Below are 13,391 nucleotides of genomic sequence, written 5' to 3'. Positions count from 1 at the left end.
TTCTAAATGAGGGTTTTTAACCTAGGTGGCGACACGTTTAGCCCCGCAAAGTGATTAAGTATTATTGCGGATTAGTAGTATGCATCTGTTAATAACAGGCGTAAAAAAACCGCATGTAAATGCGGTTTTAATTAAACAGGTGAGCAGCAAGCTCGCTGTTAAGAGTCTTGTTTTGACGACTCGGCTACGCTTTCTTCATTTTGCTTATCAGAAGGTTCAGCGTGTATTACTTGCTCTTCAATTGTGGCTGAGCTTGGCTCATCAGTGGCTGTTTGCACATTGTAAAATGTAGCGCCTGAGTTTGCCATTGCAACCAACGTATCGCACGGAGCAAAGTTCGCATTGCTGTTAGCTAAAGTAGACATGTCAGAGCTTACTTTACTTGCGCCAAGTTTATCCATGTAGCTAAACGGCCCACCTAAAAACGGTGGGAAGCCAATGCCAAATATAGCGCCAATGTCGCCATCACGTGGGCTTGCAATAATGCCATCATCTAAACAACGTACGGCTTCGTTAAGCATTTGTGATACACAACGCTTAGCAATTTCGCTTTTATTTAAACGCGGTGCAGGTGGTACACCTAATAGCTCATAGACAGACTCGTCAACTTTCTTGCTCTTTTTATCGTACTCATAAAAACCACGACCCGTTTTACGGCCTAGTCGTTTTGAATCAATCATACGAGAAAATGCATCTGGTGCTTTAAATCGCTCGCCTAGTTCTTTTTCAAGAATTGGGGCAATTTTAGAGCCTATATCAATCCCTACTTCGTCAAGTAAAGCAAGCGGCCCCACAGGGAAGCCAAACTCTACAAGCGCTGCATCTATTTTTTCAATTGGCTCACCGGCAAGCATTAAATTAGCCGCTTCATTTACATAAGGCGCTAAAATACGATTTACGTAAAAACCAGCCATGTCTTTTACCACAATTGGCGTTTTACCTTGCTTACGAGCAAAGTTAACTACACGCGCAATGGTCTCTTGTGAAGTCCCTTCATGAGGAATAATTTCCACTAGTGGCATTTTTTCAACTGGCGAGAAGTAATGCAGACCAATCACGTTTTCTGGACGCTGCGCCTGTGCTGCAATTTGTGAAATAGGCAGTGATGACGTGTTACTAGCAAAAATAGTATTGCTTTGACATTGCTGCTCTATATCAGCAACCATACCTTGCTTTAAGGCTAGGTCTTCAAATACAGCTTCTACTACTAAATCAATGTGTTTAAAGCCGCTGTAGTCAGTAGTACCGGTAATACGGTTCATGGTTAACTGCATATCAGCTTTAGACATAATACGGCGCTTAAGGCGCTTATCTAAAATTTTATAGGTGTAGTTCATGGCATTACTAATGCCCTGCTCTGCTACATCTTTAATACGCACAGGTACTTTGGCTTTTACTGCGCTTACATGTGCAATACCAGCACCCATTAAGCCACCACCTAAAACGGCTGTTTTACTAATAGCCGGCGCATCATCGTTGCGCCACTCTTTTTTCATTTCAGTGGTTGCAAAGAAAATACTACGAAGCGCTTTAGACTCATCACTCATTACAAGTGTTGCAAAGCTTTCAGCTTCTGTTTTGTATGCTTTTAATTTATCAAGCTCTACACTTGCACGCACAGCCTTAATAATTGCAAGCGGTGCAGGGTAATGTCCGCCGGTTTTTTTAAGTACGTTTTCTTTCGCCTTTTTAAAGATAAAGTTACGGCCAAACGGGTTTGACTCTAATAACTTGCTTACTTTATCTAGCTTAGGCTCTTTATCCTGCGGCTTTTTCTTAGCTGCAAATTCTTTAGCGACTTTTAACAATACACTTTGTGGCACAACGTCGTCTAATACGCCCGCTTTTTTAGCCTGCTTAGGACGAATTTGCTTACCTGTTAGCATCCACTCTAGTGCCTTTTGAATGCCTACAATTTTAGTTAAACGCTGCGTACCGCCGCCACCTGGCAATAAACCAAGTTGTACTTCAGGAAGGCCTACTTTAGTAATATCGCTATCTGTGCCTACGCGGTAATCACACGCTAAAGCAAACTCTAAACCACCACCAAGCGCCGCACCATGTATTGCACTTACTGTTGTATAAGGTAGTTTTGTCATATCAAAAAAGGCTTGATGGCATAGTTCGCTAATTGCTAAAGCATCTTCACGCTTTTGCACGCTATCAAGCATTTTTACATCAGCGCCCGCGATAAAGTTATCGCTTTTACCACTTATAAATACCATACCCTTTACTGACTCTTGCTTAGCCGCTTCAAGTAAAGCTTTTAAGTCATCAGCGAATGAGTCGCGCAGGGTGTTCATTTTCTCACCCGGCACATCAATGGTTACTACGGCAATTTTGTTTTCATCTACCGTTAAATTAAATACTGAATCTGACATTACGCGCTCTCCAATACAAAGGCTGCACCTAAACCACCAGCAGCACACGCTGTTGTTAATGCTAAACCGCCACCACGACGTTTAAGCTCGTGTAAGCTTTGCGTAATTAAGCGAGCACCTGTTGCAGCAAATGGGTGACCATATGCTAAAGAGCCGCCGTTAACGTTAAACTTATCCATGTTAATTTCGCCAATTGCTTTGCTACGACCAAGTTGCTCTTGCGCAAACTTATCTGATGCAAACATTTTCATATTGGCAAGTGTTTGCGATGCAAACGCTTCGTGCATTTCAATTAAATCTAAATCAGCAAGTGTAATACCCGCTCTATCTAGTGCGATAGGCGTTGAGTGCGCAGGACCCATTAACATGTCTTTTTCTACACCAATAGCCGAAAACGCAAAGCTACGCACATAACCTAAAATTTCATAGCCTAGTGCTTTTGCTTTGCTTTCGCTCATCATCAGTACCGCTGCTGCACCATCAGTTAAAGGTGTTGCGTTTGCTGCGGTCACTGAGCCATGTTGGCGGTCAAATACCGGTTTAAGTTTAGCGTAGCCTTCAACCGTTGAATTTTTACGAATGTTATTATCTTCTTCAATAAAGCTTTTGTATGGCGGTAAGTGCGCCGTCATTACTTCATCTTTTAACTTGCCATCAGCCCATGCTTGGGTTGCAAGTGAGTGCGAGCGATGCGCAAGTGCATCTTGATCTTCACGGCTAATGTTATGTGTTTTAGCCATTTGCTCAGCAGTTTGCCCCATTGAAAGGCCTGTTGAGTACTCAGCAACCGCAGGGGGCACTGGTAATAAATCTTTTAAACGTAGTTTTGAGAATATCTGTAAACGCTGGCCTAATGTGCGCGCTTTATTTAAATCAACTAAGCTGCCTGCTAGCTTTTTACTAACACCAATTGGCAGTACTGAAGATGAGTCGGCGCCACCGGCAATACCCACATTTACAGAGCCTGCCATAATAGACTCAGCTACATTAGCAATGGCCTGAAAGCTGGTAGCACATGCGCGCGATACAGAATACGCATCTACGCCTACTGGCATACCCGTACCTAAAACAATTTCACGTGCAATATTTGGCGCTTCTGGCATTTGTACTACTTGACCAAATACAAGTTGATCGATTTCTGACTTGTCGAAATTTAATCGTTCAAGCATTTCGTTAACCACCAGCTTACCCATATCAAGGGCTGGTACATGGTGAAACGCTGTTGCTTGTTTTGCAAAAGGTGTACGTAAGCCGCTAACTATGGCAATACGGTCGCCCTTTGGTGTTTTTAGTATGTTTTGCTCAGACATTTATGCTCTCCCGCTGACAGGTCTGACCTGTTTATTTTCCTCGATTCTAAACAACCCGTGTGCTAAAGCCAATAGATAAACACAAATTTATACAAAAGCACTACAGGCAGATACATAAACAGTACTTAATATTGACTACCACAATAGGCTTTTTTAAGCGTTTTTACAAAGTTTTGTGGTACGCTAAAAACCGTTAAAAAATAACGAACTATTTTGAAAAATTAAGTCTAACTCTTGAGTTACTCAATTATAAACCTTATAACTAGGTCAGAATTTATTACCTAAAACAATTTAGGTACAACCCAAGCTGACGAGGACAGTCTACTTATTATGGCAGCTAACGCATTTTCACAATTAAAAACGTACTTAGATACACAGATTATTGGCCAGCCAGAGCTCACTCAAGCACTACTTATTGCAATTTTAGCCGATGGCCATTTATTAGTAGAAGGCCCTCCTGGGCTTGCAAAAACGCGTGCTGTAAATGCGCTCGCTAAAGGGATTGAAGGCTCGTTTCAGCGTGTACAGTTTACGCCTGACTTATTACCTGCAGACGTAACAGGCACCGATATATACCGCCAACAAACCAGCGAGTTTGTATTTGAAAAAGGCCCTTTGTTTCATAACCTTATTTTAGCAGATGAAATTAATCGCGCCCCAGCCAAAGTACAATCAGCACTACTAGAAGCCATGGCAGAGCGCCAAGTTACCGTAGGTAAAAACACCTATCCGCTTAGCGATTTATTTATGGTTATGGCAACCCAAAACCCGCTAGAGCAAGAAGGTACTTACCCGCTACCAGAGGCTCAGCTTGACCGCTTTTTATTACATTTAAGTATTGGTTATCCGGGCGCCGAGCACGAGCTAGACATTTTACGCCTAACTCGAGGTGAAGCATTAAAAGAGCAGCAAGCTGTTTTACAAAAAATTAGCCAAAGCGATTTATTTGCTGCCCGCCAAGCAATTTTAGGTTTGTATTTAGCCGAGCCTCTTGAGCAATATTTAGTACAGCTTATTATTGCAACACGAGAAGGCGCGCAATTAGATGAGCAACTGGGTCGTTGGATAGAATTTGGCGCAAGCCCACGTGCAACTATTGCACTGGATAAATGTGCCCGAGCTCACGCTTGGTTAAACGGCCGCGATTTTGTAGCACCAGATGACATTCAAGCCGTTGTACATAATGTACTGCGCCACCGTATTATTTTAAGCTACGAAGCACAGGCCGATGGCATTACTAAAGATCAGGTAATAAGCCGAATTGTTGAACTTGTAGCCGTACCTTAAGTTATGCAAAAACAATTAGACCCTCAGGCATGGCTAAAAGAAAGCCACAGCCACGGTGTAAATTTAGCGCTAAAAGAGCTGATGTATTACAAAGCAAAAGCGCAGTTACTAGAGCTTGCACCAAAAGTTAAAATTAAAAATAGTTTAACTGGGCAATACCTTGCGCCTCATAAAGGCCGAGGAATGGAGTTTGCCGAAGTGCGCCATTACCAGCAAGGCGATGATATTCGCTCTATTGACTGGCGAGTAACAGCGCGCACCGGCGAAACCCATACAAAGCTTTTTCAAGAAGAAAAAGAGCGCCCAGTTTTTGTATTTACTGATTTTTCAAACTCTATGCTATTTGGCTCAAAGCTGCTGCTTAAGTCGGTACAGGCTGCGCACATTAGTGCGCTAGTTGCTTGGTCGGCGTGTCAGCGCGGTGATAGGATTGGCGGCATTGTGTTTAACCAGCACTCGCATCTAGAACTTAAGCCAAGCGCTCGCGAAAAAGCCGTTCTTAAACTTTGCCATAACCTATGCGACAACCACCACCAAGCACTTAACAATATAGACAAACAAGCCACTAACAATTTTAGCGATAATTTAAAACGCCTTAACCACTTAGCTAAACCTGGCAGCTTAGTGTATTTAGTCTCTGATTTTAATGCCCTAGATGATGCAAGCTTTAAGCAATTAGAAATTTTAAGCCGCCACTGCGAACTAATAGGCTGTCATATAAGTGACCCGTTTGAGCATCAGCTCCCTGCGTTTAAACAAACGGTTACGGTAAGTGCAAATAACCAAGACTTTGCCCTTCCGCTAATGGATAACAGTTTTAGAGAACGCTTTGCAAAAAATGCCGAACACGCATTTAGCACTCGCCTTAATCGCTTAACTAAATCAGGCCTTAATTTAATATCATTCAATGCAGCCAGCCCGCTTGAACTGCAATTAGTGAGAAAGTAACCATGCAACCCAATCCACTCGACGGCCTGCACGACATAATAGCACCAAGCCAAGTAAGTTGGTGGCCACTCGCCCCTGCTTGGTGGGTTATTATTACGGTGCTATTTATAGCAATCTGTGCAGCTGCTTTTTGGTTTTACAAAAATCACAGATTTAAAAAACCAAAACGTTACGCAATAGACTTAAGTAAAACAGAGCAAAACCCGCTCAAACTTCATATTATTTTAAAACGCCTTGTTATTGAGTATTACGACAAACGCCTAGCTGCACAATCAACAACTAATTGGTGCAATACGCTTAATGCGTTAACCGGCTTAAGCTTTAGCGAACAAGAAATACTCAGCCTTTATAATACCGAGCAAGCAAGCGAAGCACTAACCGACAAGTTTCGCCAAGGTATTAAACAATTTAAACTAAAGGAGTCAGTACATGTTTGAATTTAGCTGGCCCTGGTTATTTTTATTACTGCCACTGCCTTTATTACTTTTATTATTAAAACCGGCTGCAACTAGCGCACAAACGCGCCTTCGCATTCCTAGCTTTGCTAAACACAACTTAACCACACATAGCCTTGAGCAAGGTGCACGTAAGTTAAATGTTTTCGAATGGGTTTTATGGTTATTACTTGTAACAGCGGCTGCAAACCCAACGTGGTTAGACGAGCCTATTTCATTACCTAATGAAGGGCGCGATATAATGCTCGCGGTTGATTTATCAGGCTCTATGACCGAACAAGACATGGCCTACAACGGCCAGTATGTTGACCGTCTCACTATGGTAAAAGCCGTATTGAGCGACTTTATAGAACAGCGTCAAGGCGACAGGCTTGGCTTGATATTATTTGGCGACACAGCATTTTTACAAACACCACTTACGCGCGACGTGAAAACAGTAAGTAAAATGCTCAGCGAATCTCAAATTGGCTTGGTAGGGCGCGCCACGGCTATTGGCGATGCACTAGGTTTATCGGTAAAACGTTTTGCTAATAAAGATAAAAGTAACCGAATTGTGGTGCTTTTAACCGATGGTCAAAACACAGCCGGTAATTTAAAACCAGAAGATGCCCTACTCCTTGCCCGCGAAGAAGGTATTAAAGTATATACCATAGGTGTAGGCTCAGATAACCCACGCGGCTTTAGCCTATTTAATATGGGTGGTTCAAGTGGTGGCAGCTTAGATGAAAGCTTACTAAAGCAAGTAGCTGAGCAAACAGGCGGCTTATACTTTAGAGCAAAAGATGTAGCCGGCCTTCAGCAAATATACGCTGAGCTTGATAAATTAGAGCCAATAAGTGCTGATGAACAAACATTTCGCCCACAAAGCTCACTATTTTACTACCCACTACTGATTGCTATTTTACTCATCAGTTTAAAAGTAATGATAAGCACTTTGCGTGCACTAAAGGAGCCTAACTAATGGATTTCGAATTTATTCGCCCAGCTGTTTTGTGGCTTTTAATACCCGCAATAGCGCTATTTTTTGTCGCGTTCATTAAACATAAAAAAACGACAGCAGATAACTTAATCGCTCCTCATTTGGCGTCGTTTATTATGAGCGAATCTAACACTAAAACCAGCCAACCGCTTTGGCTTATTGCTGTATTTTGCTGTTTAGGTATTTTATTTAGTGCAGGCCCTAGCTTTGAAGAAAAACAAGTGCCCGTATTTCAAAGTAAAAGCGCTCGCGTAATCGTTATGGATATGTCGTATTCAATGTACAGTACCGACATTTTACCGAACCGTTTAACGCAATCGCGCTTTAAAGCACTCGATATGATTGAGCTATTTAAAGAAGGCGATACAGCCTTAGTTGCCTATGCAGGTAGCGCATTTACTATTTCTCCTTTAACTAACGACGCCACTACGCTTGCCAATTTAATCCCAAGTTTGAGCCCCGACATAATGCCTGACAAAGGCTCTAATGTTTTAGCCGGGCTTGATATGGCAAAAGAGCTTTTAACTCAAGCAGGTTATATTGATGGCGACATAATTTTAGTTACCGATGGCATAGATCAAACTGAGCAAAGCGATGTAAGTGACTTTACTAACAACAGCCAATACCGCTTAAATATTTACGGTGTAGGTACTGCCCAAGGTGCGCCAATAAAATTACCTGAAGGCGGCTTTCTAAAAGACCGCTATGGGCAAATTGTAGTGCCCACTCTTAACTCATCGCAATTAAAAGGCCTTGCCAGCAACAGCGGTGGCAAATATGCAAGTTACCAACCTAGCAGTAGCGACATTGCAGCGTTTGCACCAAATGCAAATAGCGAGCTGTTAAAAGATGAAAAGCAAAGCCATGCACTTTGGCGAATAGATGCTGGTATTTATGGCTTACTTATTTTATTGCCTTTAGGTTTATATTTATTTAGAAACGCAGCTTTTGTAGGTGCTTTTTTAGTATTGAGTTTTTTACCACAGCAACAGGCCTACGGCGTAGAGCTACCCGCGTTTTTAAAAAATACCGATCAACAAGCGCTAGATGCATATCAAAATAAAGATTTTGAAAGCGCAGCCAATGCCGATTCAAGTAAATTAAAAGGTGCGGCTTTATACCAACAAGGCAACTTTGAAGAGGCGCTTAATGCGTTTAGCAAAGATAAGTCGGCCTCTGGTTTATACAATTATGGTAATGCACTTGCAAAAGCGGGCCAGCTTGAGCAGGCTATTGACGCTTATAAACAAGCACAAAACCTACAAAGCGATTTTAGTGAAGCTGCCGACAACCAAGCACTTGTTGAACAGCTTTTAAATCAGCAAAAGCAACAAGATCAGCAAGATCAGCAAGATCAGCAAGATCAAAACGAGCAAAACAAAGATGAACAAAACCAACAGCAAAATGATCAATCAAAGCAAGATCAGCAGCAAAGCGATGGTGAAAAAAGCGAATCTCAAGAAGGTGAAAACCAGGGCGAACAATCACAAGATCAGCAAAGTAAACCCGACGAGTCTGATAAAGATAAAAATGAGCAATCAGACTCAGAGCAAAACGCACAGCCTGGCTCGCAATCAGATAAGCAAAATGAACCTGACATGCAAGCAGAGCAACAAACTGAGCAAGCACAAAAAGACTCTGAACAAGCTAAACAAGAACCGCAAAACGCACAGCAACAAGGTGCTACTGAGCAAGCGTTAACGGATGAGCAAAAGCAAAATGCACAGCAACAAGCTGCTCAAGCACAGACACGTGAGCTTACCAACGAAGAGAGAGAAAAAGCGCAGCAGCTTAATCAGTTATTAAGAAAAGTACCGGACGACCCGGCAATTTTATTACGGAATAAAATGCAATTAGAAGCCCAAAAAAGACAATATCAACGTCGCCCTACAGGAGTAGAAAAATCATGGTAATGCGATTATTTTGCTGTTTATTGCTATTAAGTGCGATGCCAACATGGGCCGCCACCAAGTTAGAAGCAAGCGTAGATAAGAACCCTGTACTTGCAGGTGAATTTTTTATGCTCAACATAACAGTAGACGATACAGTTAAAGGCCAGCAACCTGACACATCAGCACTACTTAAAGATTTTGTTGTTGGACCTACAAGCTTAAGTTCACGAACAAATATTATTAATGGCAGCATTAATAAACAAACTACGTGGTCAGTAAAGTTAATGACCCGCGCCGAGGGTGAATACACGATTCCACCTTTTAGTGTTGCCGGGCTTACATCCCAGCCTATTAAATTAAAAGTAGCCAAGCGCTCAGCGGATGCAGATAAAAATAATGATATATTTTTAAAAACAGAGCTCTCTAGTAACTCTATTTTTGTGCAAGAAGCCGGTGTTTACACTATAAAACTTTATCTCGCTAAAGAGCTACTTGATGGCAGCTTAAGCACGCCAAATATGGAGGATGCGCAATTAACGCAGTTAGGTAAACAAACTGAGAGTTACGAGCTTGTAGATGGTAAACGCTACCTCGTTATTACCCGCGAATACTTAATTCAGCCTCAAAAAAGTGGTCTTTACACTATTGCTGGGCCAGCTTTTCAGGGGCGCGTTCAGCAAAACTATCGACAACTTGAGGTGTCTGCACTTGGCGATGATCAGCAAATAGAAATAAAGCCTATACCAAGTAATTATAAAGGTGCATGGTTACCAAGCGAACTTGTTAATTTAGATGAGCAGTGGCAACCAGAAGAAAACACCGTAGAAGTAGGCACCCCCATTACACGTACAATTACCCTAACGGCGCTTGGAGTAACAAAAGAGCAATTACCCGAAATCACAATGCCAACAATAGATGGCATTCGCAGCTACCCAGATGAAAAAGAAAATAACAACGCTGTACGTGATGGGCGAGTCGTGTCGCAGCAAACCGCATCGTATGCGCTGCTACCTCAAAAGCCAGGTACTTACACACTGCCTGAAATAAAATTACCTTGGTATAACACTAAAATTAACCGTATTAGTTATGCAACGCTGCCTAAACGCACCATAACCGTGACAGGTAACGCAAATACACCCGCGCCCGATGTAACCAATGCAATCGCTTCAAATGAACAAAACAGCAAAATAAATCCATCGAATAACTTAGCGCAGCAATCTACGCTCGCACCGGTTATTCAAAGCGTTACACCGCTTTGGTTAATTGTTATTGCAGTGCTTGGTTATATTTTATGGATTATTACTGCAATTTTATTTTGGTTAAACCGTTCTACTAAAAATGAACTAAAAATTGATAGCTTAAAAAGTAACACCAAAGCGCCGCTTTCACTAAATAGATTAAAAAATGCCGCCAAAGTTAATAACTCAAGCGCATTTTATAGCGAGCTAAATAATGTTGCTAAAGAGCTTACAGGTAAAAACGTTGCCGCTATTGATGCACTAACAAACCTTATTAGTAGCAGCGAATTAACGGCGCTAATAAACCAACTACAAGCTACGTTATATGCTAATAACAGCACAAAGAGCGATCTTAATGCTATTATTAAAATAATTGAGCAGTACCAAGCTCAAAGCAATACGTCGCAACAAGCTGTATTAAAAGACCTTTATTAACTAGTTTGATAAATTTAGGTCTTTTCATGCATTAAATAATAATTTTTAACTAAAAAAGTACTTATGCTTGGAAAGAAAAAATCAAATAATCAGGTCTTAGTTGATATGGCAGAGAAACAAAAGCGTTATGAAGCCTTGGTGCATGTATACAATAAGGAGCTTTATCGCTTTGCTTATTGGTTATGCCGTGACCCACATATAGCAGATGATTTAGTGCAAGAGACGTTTTTACGTGCTTGGCGCTCGCTTGATTCATTACTGGATCAAAAAGCAGCTAAGCCTTGGCTACTGACTATTTTACGCAGAGAAAACGCACGTCGTTTTGAACGTAAACAGTTTGATTACAGCGATGTAGAAAACGATACCCTTGTTGATGAAACGAGCCATTCACTTGATGATGAAATGGAACAAACAGTTATACAACGCCAAATTGCGATGCTATCTGATGAATACAGAGAACCATTACTACTTCAAGTTGTAATGGGCTGCTCTGGTGAGGAGATTGCAGAGATACTCGATTTAAATAAAAACACGGTAATGACTCGTTTATACCGTGCCAGAAACCAACTTAAAGAGGCTTTAAGCCGTGATGATGAACAACTTAAAGGAGCATCAAAATAATGGATGATCTTGAGTTTCGTCGCCGCACTATTGCGCAGCCAAACGATTTAGAAAAAGAGCTTTTGGAGTTTGCTAAAGAAAGCTCTCAGAGACAAAGCTTTATTAACGATATGAAAGATTTTGATAAACAAATTCAAGACGCGCTAGATATACCTGTGCCAGATAACCTTGCTGAGCGAATTCTTTTAAATACCTCTTTAAAAGAAAAAGCACTGCAAGAAGAACAAGCGTCTGGTAAAAATGTGGTAGATGCCCGCTCGCGTTTTAAGTTTGACCGTGTGCATTTAGCACTTGCTGCATCTTTTTTTGTAGCAATGGGCGCGTTCTTTTTTAGCTCTGAACAGCACATTGCTCACGAAGCAGGTGAACATGCCTTAACACATGTTTACCACGAAATTAGTGCACTAGATAAAACAGATGCGATTAGCTTACAAAGCGTAAACGATAAGCTGGCTATGCTTGGCGGACACATTGAAGAGCTTCCGGGCAAAATTACCTACGCTATGTTTTGTGATTTTAAAGGTCAGGAAGGATTACACTTAATATTTGAGTCAGACTTTGGCCCAATGACGGTATTTATTGTACCTTCTGACAACCAGTCGTTTGGTTTTGGTGATGACGACTTTAGCGATGAGCGTTTTGAAGGCCATATTAACCGAGGTACACAAGCAGATACCATTTTAGTGGCTAATGCTGGCGCACCTATTAATGTGTATAACGAACGCGTTACGGGTGCTATTCGCTGGTTATAGTCACTCGTTAGTTATTTTGAAAAGCCGTACAGTGTTTACTGTGCGGCTTTTTTGTATATAAACCTATAGCTGCTCAATTTACGCTCAATCATATTGATTTTTAACGTAATTTATTAGATTTTACTGAAAAGTTAATTATACTCGCCGCTCAGTCTTATTTAGGGAATTACATGAAGAACATCATTGTTATATTTTCATTACTTGCATTGCTTTGTACGGCAAGTTTTGATGCACACGCACGCAAAAAATTTGGCAGTAGTAAACGTGGTAAAACACCAACCACACAGCAAACAACACAAAACAAACAATCTGACATTCCAGCTTCTACAGCTCCAAAAGCTAAATCGAATAAAAAAGGGATTATGGCCGGTGTATTTGGCGGGCTTTTAGCCGGTGGCTTAATTGCTGCGATGTTAGGCGATGACTTTGAAGGCTTTCAACTTTTAGAGATAATTTTATTAGCTGGGGGACTTTTTATTTTATTTAAACTGATCACCGGTTTTATGCGCGCAAAACATTCTCCTCAGCTTGCCAATGCAAGCATGTCGCAAAATGCGTTTAAGCAAGCGCCTATAGAGCAACCTACAAACACAGGCTTTGCAAATAGTGCCCCACAAAGTGAAAACGTACCTTTTAATTTGCCGCCTGATTTTGACGTTAATGGTTTTTTACAAGGTGCTCGTAATCATTACCACACACTGCAAAGTGCTTGGAATAATGCTGATTACGCCACTATGGCAGAATATTTAAGCCCAGAGCTTGTTGCAGAGTTTAAAGCTGAACGCGAAGCAATACAAAGCGTAGAAACAGAAGTAATGTTTATTGATGCTGAGCTTGTTCGCGCAGATATTACAGCCTCTGTGTGGCAAGTAAGTATTCGCTTTAAAGGTAAGTACCGCGACTTAGGTGATAAAAAAGAACAGCCAATTTTAGAAATTTGGCACTTAGAGCGCGCTATTTCAGACGACGCTCCTTGGCTTATTGTTGGTGTCGAAGATTTAATCGACGCTTAGTAAGATAATTCACCGCGCTTTAATTATTATTACTAGCGCGGTGTTTTATTGTATTAGTAAACCTATAAACCAGCGTTTAA

Annotated in this window: 11 protein-coding genes; 9 read left to right on the top strand and 2 right to left on the bottom strand. The window is 41.4% G+C overall.

What is annotated here, in order from left to right; translation table 11 throughout:
- Nucleotides 1-158 precede the first annotated feature (158 nt).
- Together fadJ and fadI are read right to left on the bottom strand one after the other, a co-directional pair.
- Entirely contained in the window at nt 159-2,381 is a 2,223-nt protein-coding gene (fadJ, locus tag CWC11_RS10495) for a fatty acid oxidation complex subunit alpha FadJ (protein WP_138682658.1), read from the bottom strand.
- On the bottom strand, nt 2,381-3,691 hold the full coding sequence (gene fadI / locus CWC11_RS10490; protein WP_024031879.1) for an acetyl-CoA C-acyltransferase FadI: 1,311 nt from the start codon (nt 3,689-3,691) through the stop codon (nt 2,381-2,383). The genes fadJ and fadI overlap by 1 nt, the downstream gene beginning before the upstream one ends.
- Nucleotides 3,692-4,021: 330 nt before the next feature.
- On the opposite strand from fadI, the gene CWC11_RS10485 reads away from it, so the two are divergent.
- The 9 genes from CWC11_RS10485 to CWC11_RS10445 all read left to right on the top strand — a co-directional run bounded on the left by CWC11_RS10485 (nt 4,022) and on the right by CWC11_RS10445 (nt 13,311).
- On the top strand, nt 4,022-4,978 hold the full coding sequence (locus CWC11_RS10485) for an AAA family ATPase (RefSeq protein WP_104643066.1): 957 nt from the start codon (nt 4,022-4,024) through the stop codon (nt 4,976-4,978).
- 3 nt (nt 4,979-4,981) lie between these two features.
- Complete coding sequence (locus tag CWC11_RS10480; RefSeq protein ID WP_138682657.1) at nt 4,982-5,926, top strand: DUF58 domain-containing protein; 945 nt, start codon at nt 4,982-4,984, stop codon at nt 5,924-5,926.
- A gap of 2 nt (nt 5,927-5,928) precedes the next feature.
- A complete protein-coding gene (locus CWC11_RS10475) occupies nt 5,929-6,363 on the top strand; it encodes a DUF4381 domain-containing protein (RefSeq protein ID WP_138682656.1) in 435 nt (144 codons plus the stop codon).
- On the top strand, nt 6,356-7,342 hold the full coding sequence (locus CWC11_RS10470) for a vWA domain-containing protein (protein ID WP_138682655.1): 987 nt from the start codon (nt 6,356-6,358) through the stop codon (nt 7,340-7,342). The genes CWC11_RS10475 and CWC11_RS10470 overlap by 8 nt, the downstream gene beginning before the upstream one ends.
- Nucleotides 7,342-9,273: a VWA domain-containing protein gene (locus CWC11_RS10465; RefSeq protein ID WP_138682654.1), complete on the top strand. Its 1,932-nt coding sequence runs from the start codon at nt 7,342-7,344 to the stop codon at nt 9,271-9,273. Before CWC11_RS10470 ends, CWC11_RS10465 begins: the two co-directional genes overlap by 1 nt.
- On the top strand, nt 9,267-10,925 hold the full coding sequence (locus CWC11_RS10460; RefSeq protein WP_138682653.1) for a BatD family protein: 1,659 nt from the start codon (nt 9,267-9,269) through the stop codon (nt 10,923-10,925). The genes CWC11_RS10465 and CWC11_RS10460 overlap by 7 nt, the downstream gene beginning before the upstream one ends.
- A gap of 63 nt (nt 10,926-10,988) precedes the next feature.
- Nucleotides 10,989-11,546: a sigma-70 family RNA polymerase sigma factor gene (locus CWC11_RS10455; RefSeq protein ID WP_138682652.1), complete on the top strand. Its 558-nt coding sequence runs from the start codon at nt 10,989-10,991 to the stop codon at nt 11,544-11,546.
- On the top strand, nt 11,546-12,298 hold the full coding sequence (locus CWC11_RS10450; RefSeq protein WP_058548479.1) for a DUF3379 family protein: 753 nt from the start codon (nt 11,546-11,548) through the stop codon (nt 12,296-12,298). Before CWC11_RS10455 ends, CWC11_RS10450 begins: the two co-directional genes overlap by 1 nt.
- A gap of 170 nt (nt 12,299-12,468) precedes the next feature.
- Nucleotides 12,469-13,311 (top strand): Tim44 domain-containing protein, encoded by an 843-nt coding sequence (locus tag CWC11_RS10445; protein WP_138682651.1) that lies wholly within the window; start codon nt 12,469-12,471, stop codon nt 13,309-13,311.
- The last annotated feature ends 80 nt before the right edge of the window (nt 13,312-13,391 follow it).

The organism is Pseudoalteromonas sp. S3178, from assembly GCF_005886985.1.
GTDB lineage: Bacteria > Pseudomonadota > Gammaproteobacteria > Enterobacterales > Alteromonadaceae > Pseudoalteromonas > Pseudoalteromonas carrageenovora.
The sequence above is the reverse complement of the archived record's forward strand: the minus strand, read 5'-3'. Positions and strand labels throughout refer to the sequence as shown.